General features: G+C 35.0%; 19 protein-coding genes and 2 tRNA genes. 12 read left to right on the top strand and 9 right to left on the bottom strand.

What is annotated here, in order from left to right:
- Nucleotides 1-19: 19 nt before the first annotated feature.
- Nucleotides 20-253: a hypothetical protein gene (locus ACFSR1_RS21120; protein WP_378295018.1), complete on the bottom strand. Its 234-nt coding sequence runs from the start codon at nucleotides 251-253 to the stop codon at nucleotides 20-22.
- Nucleotides 254-780: 527 nt separating this feature from the next.
- Here ACFSR1_RS21120 and lipA point away from each other — a divergent pair.
- From lipA to ACFSR1_RS21105, 3 genes are read left to right on the top strand one after another with little or no spacing between them, the layout of a single operon-like run.
- Nucleotides 781-1,653 (top strand): lipoyl synthase, encoded by an 873-nt coding sequence (gene lipA / locus ACFSR1_RS21115; protein ID WP_378295017.1) that lies wholly within the window; start codon nucleotides 781-783, stop codon nucleotides 1,651-1,653.
- A gap of 23 nt (nucleotides 1,654-1,676) precedes the next feature.
- Nucleotides 1,677-2,681 carry a type I glyceraldehyde-3-phosphate dehydrogenase gene (gene gap / locus ACFSR1_RS21110; RefSeq protein ID WP_378295016.1) on the top strand — a complete coding sequence of 335 codons (1,005 nt, stop codon included), beginning with the start codon at nucleotides 1,677-1,679 and terminating at the stop codon, nucleotides 2,679-2,681.
- A 29-nt stretch (nucleotides 2,682-2,710) separates the two neighbouring features.
- Nucleotides 2,711-4,933: an ATP-binding protein gene (locus tag ACFSR1_RS21105; protein WP_378295015.1), complete on the top strand. Its 2,223-nt coding sequence runs from the start codon at nucleotides 2,711-2,713 to the stop codon at nucleotides 4,931-4,933.
- 102 nt (nucleotides 4,934-5,035) lie between these two features.
- Here the strand turns inward: ACFSR1_RS21105 and lpxK are convergent, their stop codons facing one another.
- The gene (gene lpxK, locus ACFSR1_RS21100; RefSeq protein WP_378295014.1) at nucleotides 5,036-6,043 is read right to left on the bottom strand and encodes a tetraacyldisaccharide 4'-kinase; all 1,008 of its coding nucleotides are present in this window, start codon (nucleotides 6,041-6,043) and stop codon (nucleotides 5,036-5,038) included.
- 197 nt (nucleotides 6,044-6,240) lie between these two features.
- Between lpxK and ACFSR1_RS21095 the strand changes: the two genes are divergently transcribed.
- The 3 genes from ACFSR1_RS21095 (at nucleotide 6,241) to ACFSR1_RS21085 (ending at nucleotide 9,427) form a co-directional block, all read left to right on the top strand.
- Entirely contained in the window at nucleotides 6,241-7,335 is a 1,095-nt protein-coding gene (locus tag ACFSR1_RS21095; RefSeq protein WP_378295013.1) for a Nif3-like dinuclear metal center hexameric protein, read from the top strand.
- A 3-nt stretch (nucleotides 7,336-7,338) separates the two neighbouring features.
- A complete protein-coding gene (locus ACFSR1_RS21090; protein ID WP_378295012.1) occupies nucleotides 7,339-8,118 on the top strand; it encodes a zinc ribbon domain-containing protein in 780 nt (259 codons plus the stop codon).
- Between the two features lie 73 nt (nucleotides 8,119-8,191).
- The gene (locus tag ACFSR1_RS21085; protein WP_378295011.1) at nucleotides 8,192-9,427 is read left to right on the top strand and encodes a glycosyltransferase family 4 protein; all 1,236 of its coding nucleotides are present in this window, start codon (nucleotides 8,192-8,194) and stop codon (nucleotides 9,425-9,427) included.
- Between the two features lie 83 nt (nucleotides 9,428-9,510).
- On the opposite strand, the gene rpsT is transcribed toward ACFSR1_RS21085, so the two are convergent.
- The 4 genes from rpsT to proS all read right to left on the bottom strand — a co-directional run bounded on the left by rpsT (nucleotide 9,511) and on the right by proS (nucleotide 11,563).
- The gene (rpsT, locus tag ACFSR1_RS21080) at nucleotides 9,511-9,759 is read right to left on the bottom strand and encodes a 30S ribosomal protein S20 (protein WP_378295010.1); all 249 of its coding nucleotides are present in this window, start codon (nucleotides 9,757-9,759) and stop codon (nucleotides 9,511-9,513) included.
- 35 nt (nucleotides 9,760-9,794) lie between these two features.
- Nucleotides 9,795-9,866: transfer RNA gene (locus ACFSR1_RS21075), tRNA-Glu, on the bottom strand.
- 67 nt (nucleotides 9,867-9,933) lie between these two features.
- Nucleotides 9,934-10,005 (bottom strand) — tRNA-Glu (locus ACFSR1_RS21070).
- Nucleotides 10,006-10,084: 79 nt separating this feature from the next.
- A complete protein-coding gene (gene proS / locus ACFSR1_RS21065; RefSeq protein ID WP_378295009.1) occupies nucleotides 10,085-11,563 on the bottom strand; it encodes a proline--tRNA ligase in 1,479 nt (492 codons plus the stop codon).
- Nucleotides 11,564-11,662: 99 nt separating this feature from the next.
- On the opposite strand from proS, the gene ACFSR1_RS21060 reads away from it, so the two are divergent.
- Complete coding sequence (locus tag ACFSR1_RS21060) at nucleotides 11,663-12,721, top strand: hypothetical protein (RefSeq protein ID WP_378295008.1); 1,059 nt, start codon at nucleotides 11,663-11,665, stop codon at nucleotides 12,719-12,721.
- A 35-nt stretch (nucleotides 12,722-12,756) separates the two neighbouring features.
- Nucleotides 12,757-14,274, top strand: coding sequence for an OmpP1/FadL family transporter (locus ACFSR1_RS21055; RefSeq protein ID WP_378295007.1), 1,518 nt, complete (start codon nucleotides 12,757-12,759; stop codon nucleotides 14,272-14,274).
- Between the two features lie 64 nt (nucleotides 14,275-14,338).
- Here the strand turns inward: ACFSR1_RS21055 and ACFSR1_RS21050 are convergent, their stop codons facing one another.
- Together ACFSR1_RS21050 and ACFSR1_RS21045 are read right to left on the bottom strand one after the other, a co-directional pair.
- A complete protein-coding gene (locus tag ACFSR1_RS21050) occupies nucleotides 14,339-18,064 on the bottom strand; it encodes a T9SS type B sorting domain-containing protein (protein ID WP_378295006.1) in 3,726 nt (1,241 codons plus the stop codon).
- 210 nt (nucleotides 18,065-18,274) lie between these two features.
- Nucleotides 18,275-19,816, bottom strand: a complete 1,542-nt coding sequence (locus tag ACFSR1_RS21045) for a T9SS type B sorting domain-containing protein (RefSeq protein WP_378295005.1) — start codon at nucleotides 19,814-19,816, stop codon at nucleotides 18,275-18,277.
- 383 nt (nucleotides 19,817-20,199) lie between these two features.
- On the opposite strand from ACFSR1_RS21045, the gene folE reads away from it, so the two are divergent.
- The 4 genes from folE (at nucleotide 20,200) to lgt (ending at nucleotide 23,731) form a co-directional block, all read left to right on the top strand.
- A complete protein-coding gene (folE, locus tag ACFSR1_RS21040) occupies nucleotides 20,200-20,877 on the top strand; it encodes a GTP cyclohydrolase I FolE (protein WP_378295004.1) in 678 nt (225 codons plus the stop codon).
- 39 nt (nucleotides 20,878-20,916) lie between these two features.
- On the top strand, nucleotides 20,917-22,413 hold the full coding sequence (cysS, locus tag ACFSR1_RS21035; RefSeq protein WP_378295003.1) for a cysteine--tRNA ligase: 1,497 nt from the start codon (nucleotides 20,917-20,919) through the stop codon (nucleotides 22,411-22,413).
- A 9-nt stretch (nucleotides 22,414-22,422) separates the two neighbouring features.
- Nucleotides 22,423-22,686 (top strand): membrane protein insertion efficiency factor YidD, encoded by a 264-nt coding sequence (gene yidD / locus ACFSR1_RS21030; RefSeq protein WP_378295002.1) that lies wholly within the window; start codon nucleotides 22,423-22,425, stop codon nucleotides 22,684-22,686.
- Between the two features lie 94 nt (nucleotides 22,687-22,780).
- The gene (lgt, locus tag ACFSR1_RS21025) at nucleotides 22,781-23,731 is read left to right on the top strand and encodes a prolipoprotein diacylglyceryl transferase (RefSeq protein WP_378295001.1); all 951 of its coding nucleotides are present in this window, start codon (nucleotides 22,781-22,783) and stop codon (nucleotides 23,729-23,731) included.
- A 77-nt stretch (nucleotides 23,732-23,808) separates the two neighbouring features.
- Here the strand turns inward: lgt and prfA are convergent, their stop codons facing one another.
- Entirely contained in the window at nucleotides 23,809-24,885 is a 1,077-nt protein-coding gene (gene prfA / locus ACFSR1_RS21020; protein WP_378295424.1) for a peptide chain release factor 1, read from the bottom strand.
- Nucleotides 24,886-24,942: the final 57 nt, after the last annotated feature.

The raw sequence follows: 24,942 nt of genomic DNA, 5'->3' as shown, positions 1-24,942 counted from the left end.
CTCAATAAATCACTTCAATCTATCTAAGGCTAAAAGTGGCTATTCTTTTTAAGACCTCGTGTAATGGATTGATCCATTTATCATTTATTTTCTTATCGTATTTAATAAATTTTTGTACGAGTCCTTTAGGAGCAGATATTTCTTTTTCAATACCGGTTATATTAATAAACTTTTGATTACTAATTAACCATTTTTCTACTCGTTTTCTGTTTTTTTGTAACTGTTTCTGTTGTTCTAAATCTTCTTTTGACATTTGTGTTTGGTTTTTTAACTTTTTTTTAATAAATAAAAAATGGGGTTAAGCTAATTTTAACCATGATTTAAAGTATTTCTACTCAAAATTATGTATGTCAAAAATATGAAAAGAAATTATATTATGCACAAAAACCGCAATAAATTTACGGTTTTACCATAATTCTTATTTCCGTTAATTAAGAAAATATCCCTGAAAGCATCATAAATGTTTAATACAAAATGACCATAATTAACTGAAAATCAATTTAAAACATTTTAGTATTCCTTAAAAATATTCAACAGCCGTTAATCTCATAATTCTCATTTTTTTTATCTAAAAATTCCCTTTACGATATGTTTTATAAGGTTAATACTTCCAAAATAGGGTCGTTAGAAAATAAAAACTCATTGATAATACATTGTAGTATACAATATTCTGTTCAATATAATCGAATACTTGAGAACCAAATCAAAAAACATAAGAAAATCTAAAACAATATTCTAATCTAAGCTTTCTTTGTATTTTTGTGCAAAATAATGCTGAGTATGAACAATGATGTTACTACCGTAGCTCCTCCAAAGGGAAAACCAAAATGGCTTCGAGTAAAACTACCAACAGGAAAAAAATATACCGAACTTCGTGGTCTAGTCGATAAATATAACTTACATACGATATGCACTTCAGGAAGTTGTCCTAATATGGGTGAATGCTGGAGTGAAGGCACGGCTACTTTCATGATTCTTGGTAACATCTGTACCAGATCCTGTGGTTTCTGTGGTGTTAAAACAGGTAGGCCAGAAACAGTAGATTGGGAAGAACCCGAAAAAGTTGCTCGCTCTATTAAAATTATGAATATTAAACATGCAGTAATAACCTCAGTCGATCGAGATGATTTAGCAGATGGAGGGTCTATTATATGGGCAGAAACTATTCAAGCAATTCGTAGAATGAATCCTGAAACTACTTTAGAGACTCTCATACCCGATTTCCAAGGAAAAACTAAAAACATAGACAGGATTATTGCAGTAAAACCAGAAGTCGTTTCGCATAATATGGAGACTGTAAAAAGACTTACCAGAGAAGTTCGAATACAAGCAAAATATGAACAAAGTCTCCAAGTGTTGAAATACCTTAAAGACAGTGGTATTCCTCGTACAAAAAGTGGAATTATGTTGGGGCTTGGTGAAACAGAAGAAGAAGTAATACAAGTCCTAAAAGACCTAAGAGCTGTAAATTTGGATATTGTCACAATCGGACAATACCTACAACCTAGCAAAAGGCATTTGCCTGTAAAAGAATTTATTACACCTGATCAATTTAAAAAATATGAAGAAATCGGCCTGGAAATGGGGTTCAGACACGTAGAAAGCGGCGCATTAGTGCGTTCTTCCTATAAAGCTCAAAAACACCTGACCTAATATTTTTTATAAGTAATGATCTAATGAATATACCTATAAGAGTAGCAATTAATGGATTTGGTAGAATCGGCCGTAATCTGTTTAGACTATTAATCAATCATCCACATATTGAAGTTGTAGCAATCAATGATCTCGCCGATGCCAAAACATTAAGCCACCTTCTTAAATATGACAGTATTCATGGAGTACTAACTCACGAAGTTTCTTATATAGAAAACCACATTACTGTAAACAAGGCATCAATTCCTTTATTAAATCAGATCAATCCTATTGATTGTAATTGGAAAAAATATGATGTTGATATCGTTGTTGAAGCTACAGGAAAGTTTAAAACCGTAGAAGCTGCTCAGGCACATATTACAGCAGGTGCTAAAAAAGTAATTCTTTCTGCCCCTCCTTTGGATGAATCTATAAAAACGATTGTATTAGGAGTTAATGATCATATTCTTGATGGTAACGAAACAATAATATCCAATGCTTCTTGTACAACCAATAATGCTGCTCCGATGATCAAAGTAATCGATGAACTTTGTGGTATCGAACAAGCCTATATTACAACGGTTCATAGTTATACCACGGATCAAAGTTTACACGATCAACCTCATCGTGACCTAAGACGTGCACGAGCTGCAAGTCAATCCATTGTTCCGACCACAACTGGAGCTGCAAAGGCACTAACCAAAATTTTTCCGGAACTTAGCAGTGTTATCGGAGGATGCGGAATTAGAGTTCCTGTTCCAGACGGGTCACTCACAGACATAACATTTAATGTAAAAAAGGAAACCTCTATAGAAGAGATTAATAATGCTTTCAAAAATGCTGCAGCCTCTCATCTAAAAGGTATATTAGCCTACACAGAAGATCCAATCGTATCAGTAGATATTATTGGAAATCCACACTCTTGTATATTTGACTCTTTGATGACTTCTGTTATTGGAAAGATGGTAAAAATTATTGGTTGGTATGACAATGAAATTGGATATAGTAACAGAATAATGGATTTAATTATCAACATTTGTAAGAAATAACTATATTAGTTGAGTTATTTCGAGGAAAAATGCCAACCCAAATCAAATATTTTATACTAGCCATCTTAATCAACTGTAGTTTTCTGGCTTCTTCACAGACTGAAGAAACCCAAGAAAACAATCGAGTTAAAGATTCTATTGAAAACTACTTAACCAAAGCATCTCATGCTATTAATACCGCTCAATTAGCGACCGCTCTAGAAAATATCACCCTGGCAAAAGAGCTAGCTGTAGAAAATCAAAATAAGACTTATAAAGCAAAAACTAATAGTGTTTTAGCCGAATTATACCTAGAACTAGGTGATCTTAAAAGTGCAAAAGAACAAATTGAAAATGCAATAAAAATTCAAATCGAAGAGAAAGATGAAATTGCATTGGCTAATTCTTATAATATTTGTGGATCCATCAGCATTAAACTTAGAGATTTTGAAAATGCGAAAAAACACCTGGAACTTGCCTATTCCTTAATTGAAAAAAACAATCTTGAAAGACTAGAAGGTCCTGTAAAAATAAACATAGGCTTGCTTGCACTAGAGATGAACGAACTAGACCACGCCATAAAACATTTTAATAGTGCACTTCCTAAAATAGAAGCCCTGGAACAGTCTTATTACAAAGCTAAACTATATACTAATAAAGCAAGAGCTCAAATGGCAATGGGATTGTTGGATGATGCAATAGCAACTAACGCGTTGGCTATGCAGATAGGTTCAGAAATGAAATATCTCGAAATACAGTCCGAAAGTTTTGAATTATATAGCCAGATTTATGAAAAGAAAGAAGAATTTAATACGTCACTTCTTAATCTAAAATCTCATCAACAGTTTAAAGATTCTTTGTTTAATATCAATAAAGAAATCATCGCCCAAGACGCCAGAGCAAAATTGAACATGGAAGATGATAAAGTTAAAATAGAGGAGTTGGAAGAAGAAAATAAGCAGCAGCAAAAGTCTCTAAAACTGGGACGTCTCACAACCATACTAAGTATTGCCTTAATAACAATTCTATCACTTCTTACTCTTTCATTATATAAAAACAATAATCTTCGGGCAAGAGCCAATGAACTACTGCAAAATAAAAATACAGAACTTATTCTGGCAAAAGAAAATGCAGAACGCGCCAGTGAAGCAAAGGTTCAGTTTTTATCAACTATAACACACGAACTCAGAACTCCTCTGTACGCTGTTACAGGTTTAACTCATTTGCTATTAGAAGAAAGCCCTACTCCTAATCAAAAAGAGCATCTTAATTCTCTGAAATTTTCAGGAGAATATTTACTATCCTTGATTAATAATATTTTAGATTTAAACAAATTAGAAGCAAACAAAGTAGAGATAGAGAATACCTCGTTTAATTTACAAAAGAGAATTAATGATGTATTAATTGCTTTAGGGAAATCTGCAAAAGATCGCAACAACAAACTCCATTATGAATTCGATAAATCGATTCCTATCAAACTCAAGGGAGATCCCTTAAAAATTTCTCAAATCCTTATTAATCTTATTGGTAACTCGATTAAATTTACTCAAAATGGTGATATCTGGATTAAAGTAAAGATGATTAATCGTATCGAGAATAAAGTTTTCCTTAATTTCGAAATTAAAGATAATGGAGTCGGTATATCTGATAAAAAACAACAAAGCATTTTTGAAAACTTTACTCAAGGATCCGTCCAGATTAATAGAAAGTTTGGGGGTACCGGTTTAGGATTATCCATTGTAAAAAACTTGCTTTCATTAATGGATAGCGAAATTAAATTAGAAAGCGAGCTTGGACAAGGGTCCAGATTTCATTTTGACCTTAAATTTGAAGTTTTTGAAGACATTGTTTCGAATTATCAGGAAGAAGCTAAGAAAATTGATTATGGTGTTATGGTTGACAAAAGAGTTCTGGTTGTCGAAGACAATAAAATCAATCAACTCATCACCAGAAAGATTTTAGAGAAGAACAAAATGATTTGTGATGTAGCTGATAATGGAGATATTGCTGTCAATAAAGCAAAAAACAATGAATTCGACCTGATCCTAATGGATATTCACATGCCTGGAATCAGCGGAATCGAAGCTACCAAACTTATTAGAGAATTTGACACAGAAATACCAATTGTAGCATTAACTGCTGTAACGTTGGACGATAATTTGGACGAATTCTACAATAATGGTTTTAATGATATCATCCCTAAACCTTATAAAACGGAAGAGTTTTTTACCAAATTACACAAAGCATTATCAAAAAAGCAGACTACCTCTTAATAGTTTGGCACATCTATTGATAAATATCTAACTCAACATAAAGAATTATTTTTTCTTTGTTTGAGTTAGCCAAAACACATAAATGAGATCTTTTTCAAGGTCTCATTTTTTTATGTAATCGAGAATTACATTATCAAAAACTTCTGCATCTTCAATAAATTTCATCTCAATAGGCTGATACCACAACACATCTTCAGAAAAACCGCCTACTAACCTTACATAATCTTTTTCTGTAGTGAGTATACAGGTATATTTTTTTAACTGTTCGATTTCAGTTTTTGTAAAGTTATGATGATCTGGATATTTTATATGTGTAAAATCTAATCCTAAAGATTGATAATAATCAACCAAGGGTTGTGGATTCGCTATTCCTGTAACCAACGCAAATGGAATATTTTTCAACGACTGTACTGATCTTTCTCCAGATACACTTATAATATCATCTCCATAATCAATAGTAGCAAATAACAACGTTTGGGTTGTTTTTATCTTTAATTTCTTTGTTATCATCTCCCGAGCTTCATCTCCTAAATCATTTGGACATTTAGTAACCACAATAATATCAGCCCGATCAGCACCTTTACTAGGTTCTCTTAAATTTCCGGTGGGCAATACTATATCATCACAATACAAATCATAATAAGGAGTGAGAAGAATATAAAAACCTGCTTTTACTTTACGATGTTGATAAGCATCATCTAACAGAATAACCTCTGGTTTAGGATTCAATTGTATCAAACTTGATATCCCGTTGCGTCTATCTGCGTCCACAGCCACAGCAACATTGGTAAATTTAGTTTTAAACTGCAATGGCTCATCTCCTACTTCTTTAGCCGTAGAACCAATCTGTACCAATTGAAACCCTTTAGTCTCTCTTTTATAACCCCTACTTAAGGTTGCTAAGGTTACCTTATCTTTTAATAAACGAATAAGATATTCTACCATAGGTGATTTACCGGTACCACCTACACTTAAATTGCCAACCGCAATCACTGGAAAATTATAGGAAACTGATTTTTTGATTCCTAAATCATACAATTTATTGCGCAACCAAGTCACCAAATAGTAAAAAGGAACAATGGGTAAAAGTATTTTTCTTAATAAATCCAAACGTATAAACTTGCAGTTTCTAATCTTCTGTGACAAATGTATAAAACGAAACGAGCCATAACAAAATTTTGAAACATATTACGACAAATATCTGGAGAGCTCCATATGACCTTTAATAAGGATATTATAAACATTTGAAACGTTGATTATTGTCAAAAGTTTTTTTACATTCCATTAATATTTAAAAACAGTCGCAAATGCAAATTAAAGAGGTAATACAACACCTTGAAACTTTAGCTCCCACAAACTATGCTGAAGATTTTGATAATGTAGGGTTATTGGTTGGAGACAAAAACACAATAGTTACCGGAATTTTGGTCACCTTAGATACTTTAGAAGTAATAGTTGATGAAGCCATCGAAAAAAACTGTAACCTTATCGTAAGTTTTCACCCGATCGTATTCAAAGGCATTAAAAAATTTAATGGTACCAATTATGTGGAACGCGTGGTTATGAAAGCCATCAAAAACGATATTGCCATTTTTGCTATTCATACGGCACTTGATAATGCTTTGCACGGAGTAAACGATATGATGTGTGAGCAATTAGGGTTGTTAAATCGAAAAATTCTTATTCCGCAAAGCGGAAACATAAAAAAATTAGTCACTTTTGCTCCCGAAAAAGAAGCAGATTCTCTACGATCTAAATTATTCGAAGCCGGCGCCGGAACCATTGGCAATTATGATCATTGTAGTTTTTCTTCAGAAGGAACAGGAACTTTTAGAGCTTCTGAAAAAGCGAATCCCTCTATAGGAGAAGTTGGCAAAACGCATCACGAAAAAGAAACTCAAATACAAATTACGTATCCTAAACATCAGGAAAGCAAAATTTTAAAAGCCTTGTTCGATAATCATTCTTATGAAGAAGTAGCGTACGAAATCACAACCTTAGAAAATAAAAACCAACATATTGGTATGGGAATGATTGGTGAGTTACCTGAAGAAATGAATGAAATTACGTTTTTAAAATATATTAAAGAGGTTTTCAAAACAGGTTGCGTGAGACATTCGGCATTGTTGGGCAAACCCATTAAAAAAGTTGCTGTCTTAGGAGGAAGCGGTAGTTTCGCTATTAAAAATGCACAAGCAGCCGGAGCAGATGTATTTATTACTGCAGATTTGAAATATCATCAGTTTTATGAAGCAGAAAATAAGCTTATTCTTGCAGATATTGGACATTATGAAAGTGAGCAGTACACAAAAAACTTAATTGTTAGCTATCTTAGAAAAAAAATCAGTAATTTTGCAATCATTTTATCGGATAAAAACACCAATCCCATTCAATACATATAAAATATGGCAAAGAAAGAAGTTACTGTTGAGCAAAAATTAAGAGCACTATACGATTTGCAATTAATTGACTCTAGAGTTGATGAGATCAGAAATGTACGTGGAGAGCTTCCATTAGAAGTAGAAGATCTTGAAGATGAAGTAGCCGGATTAAACAAAAGATTAGAAAAACTAAACTCAGATCTTGAAACTATTGATGAAAGCATCAAGACGAAGAAAAACCTAATCGAAGAAGCAAAATCCTTAATCAAAAAATACGGAGAACAACAGAAAAATGTACGTAACAATCGTGAGTACAACTCTCTAAGCAAAGAAATTGAGTTCCAGGAGCTAGAAATCCAGTTATCTGAAAAACACATTAAAGAGTTCAAGGTTCAGATCGTTCAGAAAAATGAGATCATAGACCAGACTAAAGAACGTCTTGCAGAAAGAAATAAACACCTTACACATAAGAAAGGTGAGCTTGATGCTATTCTTGCAGAAACTGAAAAAGAAGAGCAGGCTTTAATCGCTAAATCTGAAGATTTCCAAAATAATATCGAAGAAAGATTGGTAGCTGCATACAAAAGGATAAGAAATAATGTAAAGAACGGATTAGCAGTTGTACCTATTGAGCGTGGAGCTTCAGGAGGTTCTTTCTTTACCATCCCTCCACAGGTTCAGATGGAAATTGCTTCTCGCAAAAAAATTATTACCGATGAGCATAGTGGCCGTATCTTAGTTGACGAGGCTTTAGCACAAGAAGAGAAAGAAAAAATGGAAACTATGTTCTCTAAGTTATCATAAAAACTATTTTTTTTAATAATATTATGGCCTCAGAAATTTCTGAGGCTTTTTTATTTCCTATAAAGACTAACAAATGATTCAAGTTCTCATCATAGGCAGCGTATGGCCAGAGCCAAATTCATCGGCAGCAGGAACCCGAATGCTCCAATTAATAGAACTATTATTATCAAAAGACTGCAAAATCACCTTTGCAAGTGCGGCTGCAGAAAGCGATCATATGTGGGACATAGAAAGTCTTGGCGTTACCAAAACCAATATTTTAATCAATGACACTAGTTTTGATGCTTTCATAAACAAATTACATCCAAGCATTATCATATTTGACAGATTTATGACCGAAGAACAATTTGGATGGAGAGTTGCAAAACATCTTCCAGAGGCGCTCAGAATTTTAAACACAGAAGATTTGCATAGTCTCCGAAGAACCAGACAAGAAGCATTTAAGACAAAAATTCCATTTAGTTATTCAGATTTAAAGAAAAGTGATGTCACAAAGAGAGAAATAGCAAGTATCTATCGCTCTGATCTCACTTTGATAATATCTGATATCGAAATAAACATCTTAAAAGAACAATTTAACATCCCTAATAATCTTATATATTATTTACCTTTTCTGTTAGACCCAATAACTGAAGAAACCAAAAACAACTGGCCGAAATTTGCAGAAAGAAGACATTTTATAACTATCGGTAATTTTCGTCACGAACCAAATTGGAACAGTGTGTTACACCTCAAAGAAACCATATGGCCCTTAATTAGAAAGCAGTTACCCGAAGTAGAATTACATATATATGGTGCTTATCCTCCTCCGAAAGCCACTCAACTACATAACCCTCAGCAAGGGTTTCATATTAAGGGTTGGGCAAAAAATGCAAAGGAGATTGTCACACAAGCTCGTGTATGCTTAGCTCCATTGCGGTTTGGAGCAGGAATCAAAGGTAAATTAGCAGAAGCTATGGTATGCGGTACTCCAAGTGTAACAACAACTATTGGAGCAGAAGGAATGCTTGGAGAGGATTCTGATTGGAATGGTTTTATTAAAGACAAACCCGAAGAATTCGCAAATGCAGCTGTGAGATTATACAATAATGAAAATATCTGGTATCAAGCACAACAAAACGGAATAGAAATTATCAACACACTATTTCAGAAAGAAAAATATAGTAACCAGTTTATTCAACACATAATTAAACTACAGAATAACATAGAAAACCATCGTTCTCAAAACTTCATTGGTTCAATGCTACAACATCATACAATGAGAAGTACAGAATTTATGTCTCGATGGATTGAAGAGAAGAATAAATAGAATGAAATAATTTATTTTTTCAAAACAAAAAAAGCCTCTTCACAAAAGTGAAGAAGCTTATATATCGTTAAAACTCTTTCTAATTAAAGAGCGCCTACGTGCTTCGCTAATTTAGATTTAAGGTTAGCTGCTTTATTATCATGGATAATATTACGCTTTGCCAATCTATCAATCATAGAAACTACAGAAGGAAACAAAGTCTCAGCTTCTTTCTTATCAGCTTCACGTAATTTTTTAATAGCATTACGTGTAGTTTTATGCTGGTACTTGTTTCTAAGACGCTTAGTCTCACTGTTTCTAATTCTCTTTAATGCTGACTTATGATTTGCCATCTTTTCTTTGTTAAATTTCTTTACTATAAAATTCGTAGCCCGTAGGGGAATCGAACCCCTCTTACCAGGATGAAAACCTGGCGTCCTAGCCGATAGACGAACGGGCCTTTTTCCTTTTTCAAGGATTGCAAATTTATAGCTTTCACTCTAAACTTGCAATTTTTTTTTAATTCGTAGCCCGTAGGGGAATCGAACCCCTCTTACCAGGATGAAAACCTGGCGTCCTAGCCGATAGACGAACGGGCCATAGTTGTTTGTCTAATTGCGGATGCAAAAATACAACTATTTTTTAATGGCGCAAGTGTTATTTTATTTTTTTCTAAAATTAATATGCTTTAGCAAATAACACTCTTTCTTTAGAAGGTTTTCCACTATACACACAGCTACCATTTTCCTCTTTTGCATCAAAAGGAATACATCGTATCGTTGCTTTAGTTAGTTCCTTTATCTTCTGCTCAGTTTCTACAGTACCATCCCAGTGAGCTGATATAAATCCACCTTTACTCTCTAGAACCTCTTTAAATTCATCAAACGAAGAAACCTCTGTAATATGATCATCTCTAAACTGAGTAGCTTTTTCGTGAAGACTTTTTTGAATCTCCTCCAGTAAAGACCCTATCGTATCAACAACCTCATCTTTATTTACGAATTGTTTAGACAATGTATCACGACGTGCTAGTTCTACAGTACCTTTTTCTAAATCTTTAGGACCAATCGCTATTCTTAAGGGAACTCCTTGCAATTCATACTGAGCAAACTTTGCTCCAGGCCTATGCGTATCTCTATTATCAAACTTTACAGAAATACCTTTACCTCTTAACTCATTTACCAATTCATCTGCTACTTCTGAAATTTGGTTCAATTGTTCCTCTCCCTTGTATATCGGAACAATAACAACTTGTATTGGGGCTAAATTAGGAGGTAATACCAATCCATTATCATCACTATGCGTCATAATTAGTGCTCCCATCAATCTGGTAGAAACACCCCAAGAAGTCGCCCATACATAATCGAGTTTCCCCTCTTTAGAAGTGAATTTTACATCAAATGCTTTTGCAAAATTTTGTCCTAAGAAATGCGATGTTCCCGCTTGTAAGGCTTTACCATCCTGCATCAAAGCCTCAATACAATAGGTGTCTTCAGCTCCCGCAAAACGTTCACTTTCGGTTTTTCTTCCTTTGATAACAGGAATAGCCATGAAATTCTCCGCAAAATCTGCATACACATTATTCATTTGCTCTGTTTCTGCAATTGCCTCTTGTCGGGTTTCGTGTGCTGTATGACCTTCCTGCCATAAAAACTCAGCTGTTCTAAGAAATAAACGTGTTCTCATCTCCCAACGAACTACATTTGCCCATTGATTAATTAAAATAGGCAAATCTCTATACGACTGAACCCAACCTTTATACGTATTCCAGATAATAGCTTCAGAAGTTGGACGAACAATAAGCTCCTCTTCTAATTTGGCTTTTGGATCAACAATTAACTTTGAAGCATCTTCTGGGTCTGTTTTTAATCTATAATGAGTCACCACTGCACATTCTTTTGCAAATCCTTCAGCGTTTTTTTCTTCTGCTTCAAATAGACTTTTTGGAACAAATAGAGGAAAATATGCATTTTGATGTCCTGTTTCTTTAAACTTTCGATCTAATTCTGCTTGCATTTTCTCCCAAATCGCATACCCATAGGGCTTAATTACCATACACCCTCTTACCGCTGAATTTTCAGCTAAATCAGCCTTTACGACCAGTTCGTTATACCATTTAGAATAATCTTCACTACGTTTCGTTAGATTTTTGCTCATAACCTGCTATTTGGCACAAATGTTGTGACTTTGTTAAATAAAAAATAGTTAGCGCAAAACTAACTAAATTTGTATTGTTCAACAATAAAATAAGGAGATATGCGACTTAAAAATTATTTTCAAAAAAACGGAGCTGTCGGGATGATTCTTGCAGCCTCTGTACTTATGTTGACATCTTGTGGTTCGTATGAGTATGCATCTTATGATGATGGTATTTATGGTGAAGCAAGAAGCCAAGGTAATTATGAACCTCAACCGACCACAACAGAAACTGAGACATCATCTAATTATTATTCTAATTATTTCTCAGAAAAATCTGCTCAGATTGATAATGTAATAGAGCAAGATGCCATTTTTACGGATATAGATTCATATTCTAGTGAAAATTACAATCCATCCGATACTACGGATGTTGCTCTAAACTATGAAGCCGGACAACCGGCATGGGGTAGCGATTATGATGAAGTATCTGTGAATATTATCAATACAGGATGGAACAACTGGGGATGGAACGCCTGGGGTCCTGGAATTGGCTGGGGTTGGAACAATTGGGGATGGAATACCTGGGGATGGAATGCCGGATGGGGTCCCGGATTTGGATGGGGCTGGAATGCCGGATGGGGCTGGAATGCCGGATTTGGATGGGGTAATCCATATTGGTATGGTGGTGGATTTTGGTGCCCGCCTTACTACAATAATGGATTTGGATTTTATGGAAGAAACCGAATTGCCTACAACAGAGGTTTTAGAAATAGAGGTTTTAGAAATGCATATGCAAGTAATTACAACTCCCGATCAAGAGCTTACACCAATAATAGATCCAGAAGTCGTGCATATAATAACCGAAGCACATACAACAACCGAAGAAGAATTTCTGCCGATAACAACAGAAGAACAAGAACTTCTACATATTCTAACGGAACAAGATCTTCTAATAATACGTATTCCAGATCTCGATCTAGCTCACCTAATAGAAGTAGCACAAGGACATACCGAGGAAGTTCCAGAAACAACTCAGGCACTAGAAGTTATTCCGGTTCCAGAAGTGGCAGTAGCAGAAGCTCTGGCTCATATAGAGGTAGTAGTAGATCCAGCCGAAGTAGCGGATCTCGCTCTGGAGGAAGCCGTGGTGGAAGAAGTCGCGGAGGAAGAAGATAAACTTTTATCAATTAAAGGAACATAATCATTAACATATGAAAAAGATATTTTTATTCATAGGTGTTTTATCTATGTCTTTTTTGAACGCACAAGACATTACCGATGCTGTAAGATATTCTCAGCAAGATATTCTAGGAACCGCTAGGTTTAGAGGAATGAGCGGTGCCTTTGGTGCCTTGGGAGGAGATATGTCTGCTCTACAGATTAACCCAGCAGGATCTGCAGTTTTTCTGGGCTCTGCAGGCTCCATCACTTTATCTACCTCAAATATTCAGAATGATGCCAGTTATTTAAATGGTTTTAGCACAGCTTCTTCTTCCAACTTTAATTTCAATCAAATTGGAGCTGTTTTTGTGTATAATAACAGAAATGAATCTTCAGTCTTGAATAAGTTATCCTTAAGTATCGCGTACGATCAGACTACAGATTTTGCGGATGAGCTTTTTGTATTTGGCAGCAGCAGTAATTCTATAGCTGAATACTTTTTGGGAGAAGCACAAGGGATACCATTAGACCTTATAACTGTTAGACCTGGAGAAAATATCGATGGTGTTTACAGTTTTTTAGGCGAAACGGAAGGGTATAGTGCTCAACAAGCATTTCTGGGACATGAGTCATTTATAATTGAAGCAAACGATCTTAATGACCCTAACAATACTTCTTATTTTTCTGGTGTAGTAAGCGATATTAACAATCCTGTTCTACAAGATTATTATTACGAAAGCACTGGGTTAAATGGAAAGTTTACCATTAACGGAGGTGCTCAAATACACGATAACTTTTATATCGGAGTCAACTTGAATTCTCACTTTATTAATTATGATAGAGTTACAAGATTTGATGAATTTAACAACAATACAGGAAGTGCAGTTAATGAAATTGCATTTACCAATAGGTTATCCACAATAGGAGCTGGTTTTTCTGCTCAAATAGGTGGGATTTTAAAAGTATCCAATATGTTGAGACTCGGTGCATCTTTAGAATCTCCTACGTGGTATTATATGGAAGAAGAAACAACACAAAGATTGTTAACTGATGGAGTAAACGGAAGAGTAAATCTAGATCCAAATGTAATTAATATTTTCCCTGAATATCAGTTACGCACTCCTGCAAGAGCTACAGGTAGTGTAGCGGTATTATTCGGTAAACGAGGTTTAATTAGCTTAGATTATTCTTATAAGGATTATGGATCCACTGAATTTGATTCTGATAGGTTTGATGATTTCTCAGATTTAAATAGAGAAATAGAAAACACATTGCAAGGAGCTTCGACACTAAGAATAGGAGGAGAACTAAGAAATGGTAATTGGAGTTTTAGAGGTGGTTATGTATATGAAGAAAGTCCTTATAAAAATGAAATAACTCTTGGTGACAGAGAAGGACTATCCCTTGGAATTGGGTATAATTTTGGAAAGGTAAAATTTGATGTTGCCTATGATTATTCTGAACAAGAACGCAATCAGCAATTTTATTCTAATTCTGCTTTTACAAATTTTGCCACTATAAATAGCTACAGAGATAATCTTACGTTTACGTTAAGTTTAAATTTATAATTATTACAATCGCATTCTCAATAAAAAAGGAGTTGGATTTTTACCAACTCCTTTTTTATTTGACCTACCTTATCAATGAAAAACTAGCATTAAATTCTTTGAAAACTCCATTCTCAGTGTATCTAACCTTAAACCAGTATTCACTAGATGGTAGTAAATTTCCGTTATACGTTCCATCCCACTCCCCTAACGCTCCTAGATCTTTAAGCAATTTTCCGGATCGATTAAAAATCATAATTCCATTAATTTGCACATTATCATTTCCTGTAATTCTCCAAGTCTCGTGAAAACCATCCCCATTAGGTGTAAAATATTTCGGATAATCAACAATAAACTCAACAGGTAATTCAATTTCTGAGCACATATTTACATCTCTAACATATATTACATGTTCTCCTCTAGAAACTCTTGTAAATATCGAAGAAGTCTGCCAATCACCATTATCAAATCTATATTCGTACTCTCCTATTGCATTTGAACTAACTATCACCTGAACGGTAGCATTGTCAGAAAAAGCTCCTGAAAGCAACTCTACCATAAAATCTTCCGGTTGTGGAGGATATGATTCTACCACCGTTGTTGATGATGATGAAACACAAGTAGTCTGAATATTAGTAACTAAAACAGAATATTGACCAGAAGCAACTGGATTATAGGTCGAACTTATCTCCCCGGGAATTTCATTCCCAGCTGTGGTAGTAGCACCAACATACCATTGAAACATATACACAGCATCATCTAAACCTGTATCGATAACATCTGTTGGTGTTAAATTAATGATCGTTCCATCATTTTCTAGGCAAAGCACGTACTCCTCTTCTAATATAAAATCAGGCAATTCATTTACTTCTAATTGAACAGCTATCACTCTAAAACAATCATTACCGTTTTCTAGAGGATCCAAACGAACATAAACAGTTTGACTAAACGCCTGTAAATTCTGGTAAGAAGAAGGAGATGTTATGGTATTGGCATTACCTAGTTCAGCATCCTGTACTATCTCATAATAAGAAACATCATAATCAGAAATATTTAAATCATTTGATATATCTGTGTCGTTCAAATTAAGAATATCTTGCAAAACAGCAGTAATATCAAATATTCCAACACCCTGTTCATTCAACTCACAGGTTTCCAATGGATTTGGAGTCAGATTAAAATCATCATACAATATGGTCTCTAGCTGAAGTGTAACGTTTGAAAAACACCCATTGTTGTTATCCCTACCAACTGCAATTATATCTCTAATCAGGATTGTACTAGTATAGGATGTAGGATCAAGAATAGGATTATCTATATCCAGGTCATTCTGAGATTCATAGTAAGTCAAAGTAATATTTGTGCTATTACCAATAATCTGACCTTCTCGTAGAGTTAAGTCATACACAGTATTTATCTGGTCGTTACATAATGTAATCGGATCCGGACTTGTTAATTCGGGATTTTGAAGCACCTTTAACTCAAAAGAAATAGTAGCCCTGAAGCATTCGTCAGCATCCCCTACACCATCATTATTATCATCAAACTGAGCACGAACCCATATGGTTTGTGGATTAACTTCATTTACAAACGGCCCTACTATAGCTCCTGTATTACTAATCGCCTCCTGCGCTGTTCTATGGTAACTGATTAATAATGCCTCTGTTTGAGCACCGGTAACCTCGGCATCTTTCTCTGTCAAATCAAAAGTGGCTTGATTAGGATCATCGCTACATAAAACAAAATCACTCACCGGATTATTTAAAGGCAATTGATCCACCACTAGTTGTATATGTTCACCTAAACCTAAACATTCATTATCCGTACCATCATCAACTCTTATATATAGATTTTGAACAAATGGAGAAGTATCATTTCTATAATTTGAAGGATCAGTAATTGCATTCTGTTCAGCCAGTGCATCTGCTAAATTTTCATAAAATGTAACTACTAAATTTTGTCCAGGAGGATACAAAGCTATGACCTGATTTGTTGCATCACTAAAATCAAAAGTTGTAATCCCATTAGTATCGTCGCCATCAATATCTGTATTATCACAAGCGTTATATGTAAGTCCAAAATTTACTGGAATCTGAGTTGCAGACACTACTAAATCAATCTGCGAAGTTCTAAAACAGCCCTCATTTGTTTCTATTCTGGAATAAACTGTACTATTAATAGGAATTGGATTAGGATACGTAGTAAAATCTACGATTTGATTTCCCGGATCTGCACTTATAGCTGCAGACTCTGTAAGATAATATGTAAAAACCTCATTTACAGAATTTGTAGAAATCAGTGTATTTGCTTCTGATAAATTAAATAAAGAAATTCCATCTGTATCGTCATCACATTGCAACAATGAGACCACTGATGATACTACAGGAAGTGGATTAACTATTAGCTGAAAATCGGTAATTTCATAACAACTTTGTTCTAATGCATTCTCTATCCTCACATATATAGTTTGAGGATTGCTCGTATTTGAATAATTAACTGGCAACTCTGTTCCTAGAACTCCCGCATCTGCCTCGGCTTGTGACTCGTATAAAGAAACAACAAAATCGGTAGGATTCTGTGTACCTAAGACTTCTATAATCACATTAGAAAGATCAAATTCTACGATGCCGTTGGCATCATTACCATCAAGATCATTATCGCATAATTCTATATCCGCAGGTTCATTTGCCGTAGGATTTTGATATACCCTTAACACAAAAGTTGCTATCTCGAAACATATTTGATTGGCTCCGCCAATCCTAGCCCATATGGTTTGATCTGTTGTGGTATTAACAAAGGTCTCTGGGATTTCAATAACATTATCACCCATAGCACCCGTATAATTCTGAGCATCTTCCTCAGTAACGTGATAGGTAATTGTAAACTCTGCAGAATCTTGAATTCCTAGAATAAGTGGTGAGTTTTGAGTAATATCAAATGTTTCCAGACTATTACCATCATCATCACACGCCATTAAATCCACTGGAGAATTTGCTATAATTGGCGGAGTATAAAAAGTAATTACTACCTCGTCTACCTCGGTATTACCATCTTCATCCTCTATCAATAACTGATAACGCCCTGTAACCGTTACGGTGTATGTTGGACTTGTTTCTCCTGAGATAACATCAAACACCTCGGTTGTTTCATTAAAAACTGACCATTCATAACGCACAGCTCCGTCTGATGTTCCATCCAAGATTACAGGATCTGAGCCACAGATATCCTGATTAGGCCCTAGCGCTGCTTCTAATATAGAACAGTCGGTAGAACCTGCACCACCATTTTGTTGAAAACTAATAAAACCTGGTTGTTCAGAAAAATTAGTGATCAAAACTAAGTAAAACTCACCTGCCGTTGCAGCAGGAATACTCATGGTCTCCACCGCATCTGCCGAATAACTACAATCCACAATATTAGCTGCTGTCAATTGCGCCGTACATGGAGAAACCGGATCAGGAAAAGGCCCATAACATATAAAATCTACATCCAATTGGTTACCCGTTCCATCTTCATTAGCCGATTGAGAAATACGAAAAGTCAAAGCTCCGGTATCTTCTATCTGCAAATAATACCATGCGGGAAAAGGTTGCGTTGCTAAACACCCATAGTTTGGTCCAACTTCAGAGCTACTTACACAACTAGCATTAGTATTATTACAATTAGGAAAAACTATTCCAGTAAAACTACAAAATGGATCTGCACCATCATCACCTACATTATCAGCACAGACAGAACCCTGAGCTAGACTGAAATTTGTACACATAAAAAAACATAAAAACAATATTAACCCAGGTATATTCTTAATCATTACTAATTTTTAATTCAAAGATGGAACCGTTTTATTTCTTCAACTCGAAATGCTTTCCTATATAAAACAAATATATAGCAAGAAACCCTAAGAAAGTTTGTTATTAAATTGAAATAATTTAAAAATGAAAATTATCACCTACTAACACATAAAACTAAGGAAGGAATCTTTGAATTATAGAAACCAAAAAAACAATAGGGTTTTAAGAAATTAACGAATCAGAGAAAAACTACCAGCAAAGACTCTTCTGCCTCTATTCGGATCTCGATCAGCTTGCTCATTAAACTCTACCCTAAACCAATATTGAGAAGATGGCATTAGGTTTCCATTATAAGTTCCATCCCATCCGGCTCCAGCTGGATTAAGCTGTTTTAGTAATTTACCATGTCTATCAAAAATATAGACTAAAGCTGGGGTAGGTTGATCCTCTGGATTAATTAAGTTCCACGTTTCGTGAAATCCATCACCATTAGGCGTAAAATATTTAGGATACCCAAGAATCATGATATCCACTGATGTTATCTCACTATCTGGACAATTAGCATATCTGGCGATAATTCTATAATCACCGGGAGGAACACCCTCAAAAACTGGTGAAGATTGATAAGCTCTATACTCCACAAAATTACCATTCATATCTATATCTCGATCTAAGCGATATTCGAAATCAGTGAATCCTCCTGCCTCTGCCTCCGGAGTTGATGTAACTTGAGCAGTTAGCGTATAAAACCCCGAGAAAGATTCTTCAGTTATACTATAGTCCACACTTACAACAGAAGAAGAAATATCAAGGACTACTACTTCATCTCTACCCACCTCATTACCCCCAACAAAATCACTATATCCTCTCAATTGATATGTTCCACTTGTCGGTACAGAATAAAACGGTGTTTGCACACCAGTGGAATCAAAATTTCCTGTTGTAGTATTTAATACAAACCATTCAAATGCCACCGCAGCAGGAATTTCAGGTGGACCTTCCACGCGAGGAAACCTTCCTTCTACAATAACTGGAAATTCTCCAGCTCCACATACAGCGATCCTATCCTGAGGAATCCCTGGTTCCAATACACTACAATCTGTAGTTCCTGCACCATCTTCTCCCAGATTTGTTTGCTCTAGTTGTATCACACCGGCTTCATCCGCAAAATTGGTTATCAATACAATGTAAAACTCACCAGTTTGTGCATTTGGTATGGTAAAGGTTTCGATAAAATTATCATCAGATGTTCTTGCATAACTACAATCTACGATATTGGTATTATCTTGACCTAAAGGAAGATTAGTAGTATAAAAATCGGGGTCATCTACATTATTCACACATTCTGCTGGTCGCACATTATCATCTGGTTCGACATCACAACCACGAGCTAGCTGATCTTCACAATCTAAAATAAAAGAAGTTTGAAATGGCCCCCACGCAATAAAATCGACATCCAATTGTCGCTCATTGCGATCCAGGCGATTATCCCCATCTGCATCCACCCATTGTCTAATATCAAAAACCAACTCTCCTGATTCATCAATAAGTAAAAAATACCAAGAAGGATTAGGCGTTGTGTTCAAACATCCCACTTCTCCCAACCCATCAATATCACCAATAGTATTAGGAAAAGTTAACTCCAATGAAGCATCCGAACAAAAGGGCTGAGAATTTTGACAGGCCGTATCAAAATCCTGTGCGTTTATAAAAGTGCTATTAAAACAAAATAGCACAAACAATAATAAGATTTGAGGTAGTAATTTTGTCATGTATATTATAACGTAGGTTCGTTCATTTTCTTATGTAGGAATTAAATTTACAAATTTTAAAATATAGTACTTCAATACTAATCATATTATTTATAATTGTTAACATAGCTTTTACTAAGTAAAAAGACAAAATCGTATCTTTGCAAACCATTTTACGGTTGATATTATAGAAATTCAGCATAACCCCTGAATTTATTAATAATTTTTAACCGGTATATTTTGGAAAATTTAAAGAAAGAATGAATTGAAGTGATATTATTTTAGTAGGCATCATTTCAATTTTAATAAGGAAAACGCATCATTAAAAGATTTTTTAAAACAAATATTTCGTAAGTGTGTTTTTATAATTCTTTTACATTTTATAATAATAAAATTTTGAACTTGTGAAGATAGACAAGGCCCTTGAAGCTATTGAAGCGCTAGGTGATAATCATGTAGCTACTAGCGCAACCACTCCTCTGAGAGAAGATGCATTTAAACTAAGTGACAAAGAAAAGATTGCTTTGATCAAAGATGATGTCAAACATATTATGGAAACTTTGGGACTAGATCTTAACGATGATAGTCTTAAAGGAACGCCACAAAGAGTTGCAAAAATGTTTGTGAATGAAATTTTCTCAGGATTACATCCTCAAAGAAAACCAGATGCTTCTACCTTTGACAATCACTACAAGTATGGTGAAATGTTAGTTGAAAAAAACATCACAGTGTATTCTACTTGCGAGCATCATCTTTTACCTATAGTGGGTCGTGCTCATGTAGCGTACATTTCTAATGGGACAGTTGTTGGGTTATCCAAAATGAATCGTATCGTTGATTATTATGCAAAAAGACCTCAGGTTCAGGAGCGTTTAACGATGCAAATTGTTCAGGATCTTCAGCTAGTTTTAAACACCAAAGATGTTGCTTGTGTCATAGATGCAAAGCATTTATGCGTAAATTCCCGAGGAATCAGAGATATAGAGAGTAGTACGGTAACCAGCGAATTTGGTGGTAAATTTAAAGATGAAGCTGTACGCAGAGAATTTTTGGACTATATCAAACTAGATACTACTTTTTAATTTTATCTTTACCAATAATCACAAGCATTTATTAAAATCATGGCAGTAGCTCCGTTGTACAAAACTCAGGAACTAAAGATTTATAATTCCATTTCAGGTCAGAAAGAAGTATTCACTCCAATTACCGAAGGTAATATTGGAATGTATGTTTGCGGACCTACAGTATATAGTAATGTACATTTAGGAAATTGCCGAACGTTTATTTCCTTTGATCTAGTGTATAGATACCTAAAGCATTTAGGATATAAAGTACGTTATGTACGAAATATAACAGATGCCGGGCATTTAGAAAATGATTCGGACGAAGGTGAAGACAAGGTTTCTAAAAAAGCAAGATTGGAGCAACTAGAACCTATGGAAATTGTACAGCGTTACACCTTAGACTTCCATAATATCTTAGCTAAGTTCAACAATATTCCTCCAAGTATAGAACCTACTGCTACCGGTCATATCGTAGAACAGATCGAAATTATCAAAACTATTATTGATAATGGTTTTGCTTATGTAGCAAATGGCTCTGTATATTTTGATGTAAAGAAATTTAATGAAACCAATACCTACGGAAAATTAAGCGGTCGTAATCTTGAAGATATGATTGCTAACACCAGAGAATTAACTGCACAAAGTGACAAAAAGAATCCACAGGATTTCGCATTATGGAAAAAAGCAGAACCAGAGCATATTATGCGCTGGCCATCTCCTTGGAGTGATGGTTTCCCCGGTTGGCATTTGGAGTGTACTGTAATGAGTACAAAATATCTTGGTGAACAATTTGACATTCACGGAGGAGGAATGGATCTTAAATTTCCTCATCATGAATGTGAGATTGCGCAAGGAGAAGCAGCTTGTGGTGTTACACCGGTAAATTATTGGATGCATGCAAATATGCTTACACTGGATGGTAAAAAAATGTCAAAATCCACTGGAAACATATTGTCTCCAGCTGAAATATTCAATGGTGAAAGTGATAAATTAAATAAAGCTTTTGCTCCTACCGTTGCAAGATTCTTTATGCTTCAAGCGCACTACCGAAGTATTTTAGATTTTTCGAATGATGCATTAGAAGCTTCAGAAAAAGGCTTTTATAGACTGATGGAATCCATTGAAACATTAGCGCATTTAAAAACAAGCAAAACCACAGAAGGTTTTGACATCCAGAATTGGGTTAACGAATGTTATGAAGCGATGGATGATGACTTCAACAGTCCAATTTTAATCGCAAAATTATTTGAAGCCGTTAAGTTTATTAATTCTGTTAAAGAAGATAAAGCCACGATATCAGAAGTTGATTATAAGCTGCTTCAAGAAACAATGAACGCATTTGTTTTTGATGTTTTAGGATTGGTAAACATTAATGAAGCTTCTTCGGACATTAGTGATAAGCTTTCTGGAACTGTTGAACTACTAATTCAGCTAAGAGCTGAAGCAAGAGCTAATAAAGATTTTGCTACCAGTGATAAAATCAGAGATGAGCTGCAAGCTATGGGTATTCAGCTCAAAGATGGGCGCGAAGGCACGAGCTTTACTCTTAATTGATACTATACTTTGGCTTCAAAATTAACATTAAAAAAGATTTTGATTGCGCCGTTTGTGGGATTAGTGAAATTGTACCAAAACTTAATTTCACCGTTAACCCCAGCTACGTGTCGCTACCAGCCAACTTGTTCTCATTACACTGTAGAAGCACTACAAAAACACGGATTGTTTAAAGGAGGAAGACTTGCTATAAAGCGCATTTTTAGTTGTCATCCCTGGGGTGGTAGCGGATATGACCCAGTTCCAGAACCTGACAAAAAAAAAGAAGGTTAACTCATTCAACTACCGCTTTACCTCATTATTATTCTAATTATAATTTCGAGTTCAATTAAATACCTATATTTACCCTTGAAAAATAAATTTCCATATGATATTCTCTAAAATAGTTTGGAATCCCATTGAAGGATTCGATCTAGGTTTTTTTGTTATTCGTTTTTACAGCTTAATGTTTGTAGTAGCATTCTCCTTAGGATGGTACTTGATGAAAAAAATTTATATCCGAGAAAAAATCTCTATGGAGAAACTGGATTCTGTATTTATATATGCAGTAATCGGCACACTATTAGGTGCCAGATTAGGGCATGTCTTCTTTTATGACTGGGATTATTACAGAAATAATTTACTGGAAATCATATTACCTTTTAAGTTCAATCCTGAGTTTGAGTTTATTGGTTTCAGAGGCTTAGCAAGCCACGGAGCTGCCATAGCATTTATTATTGCTATGTACTATTATTCTAAAAATGTACTGAAGAAGCATCCTTTATGGATTATGGACAGAGTTACCATTCCTGCGGCTGTTGGAGGGATTTTTGTAAGATTAGGAAACTTTTTTAACTCAGAGATTATTGGTGAACCTTCTGGCGATTCAGCTTTTGGAGTAAAGTTTATCAGAGATGGTTTAAGCAAAGGCGAAGTAATTAGAGAAACCGGAATTAAGAACGTTAATGAAGCTTATTCTGCAGTAGTAAACAACCCTCAATTCTCTAATCTATTAGAAGCAATACCATATCGCCACCCCGCTCAACTCTACGAAGCATTTGGGTATATATTTGTATCATTAATACTTTGGCTACTATACTGGAAAACTGACAAAAGAAATAATAGAGGATTCTTATTCGGAATGTATATGATGCTCATATTTATTGTTCGCTTTATTGTTGAAAACGTTAAAAAGAGTCAGGGTGGTTTTGAAGATGCTTTGGGTGATGCCTTGTCCACAGGTCAATGGCTAAGTATACCATTTATTTTGGTGGGACTCTATTTTGTAGTGAGAGCTAAAAAGGTTGAAGAAGATCCTAAATCCTATACATTAAAATAACAAACTCTGTTAGAGTTAAAAAAAGAGGATACATTCTAGAATGTATCCTCTTTTTTCGCTAGATATATTATATCTATCTAAAAAACCTCATTAGATTCTTTTAACTTTTCTGTATTTTCTGCTAACTGAAGTTCATCAATGATTTTTTGAATATCTCCATTAATAATATTACTTAAATCATACAAAGTAAGCCCAATACGGTGATCAGTTACACGGCCTTGTGGATAGTTATAGGTTCTAATCTTTGCAGATCGATCTCCAGAAGAAACCATACTTTTACGCTTTTCAGAATCAGCTGCCTGTTTTTTAGCTAGTTCTATATCATATAAACGAGAGCGTAGTACTTTTAATGCTTTTTCCAGGTTTTTATGAGATGATTTCTGATCCTGGCAACTCACAATCATACCCGTAGGTTCGTGATGCAACTTAATTGCAGAATAGGTTGTATTTACTGACTGCCCTCCAGGACCTGTAGACGTAGTTCTTTCTATTCGCACTTCTGTCATATCAAGCTCTACATCAAATTCTTCAGCTTCAGGTAATACCATTACAGTTGCCGCACTGGTATGCACTCGACCTTGCGTTTCTGTTTGCGGAACGCGTTGTACACGATGCACTCCTGCTTCGAATTTCATGGTTCCGTATGCATCTTCGCCATTAACTTCGAAAATAATTTCTTTATAACCACCACTGGTACCTTCACTAAGGTCCACAACACTTGTACTCCATCCTTTACCTTCGCAATATTTAGTATACATCCTAAATAAATCTCCTGCAAAAATACTGGCTTCATCTCCACCTGTTCCGGCACGAATCTCAACCACACAGTTTTTAGCATCTTCCGGATCTTTAGGCACCAACATATATCGTATCTTCTCTTCTAATGCAGGCAACTCTTCTTTAGCTTCATCTAATTGCATCTTAGCCATTTCTACCATTTCTGGATCACTACCATCAGCAATGATTTCTTCTGCCTCTTTTTTATTATCTGTGAGCTCAATATAACGATCCCTTTCGTCCATCAATGCCTTAAGATCTTTATACTCTTTATTGAGTTTTATATACCTCTTTTGATCAGCAATAATATCTGGTTGAATGATTAAATCATTCACCTCATCAAATCGTTGCTTTACAATATTTAATTTATCAATCATAGTTCTATCTATCCTCTGCGTGGAATTCACAAAAGTACGCTTTTTTGTGAAAAGGTC

The organism is Aquimarina rubra (assembly GCF_042684305.1).
Taxonomy (GTDB): Bacteria; Bacteroidota; Bacteroidia; order Flavobacteriales; family Flavobacteriaceae; genus Aquimarina; species Aquimarina rubra.
The sequence above is the reverse complement of the archived record's forward strand: the minus strand, read 5'-3'. Positions and strand labels throughout refer to the sequence as shown.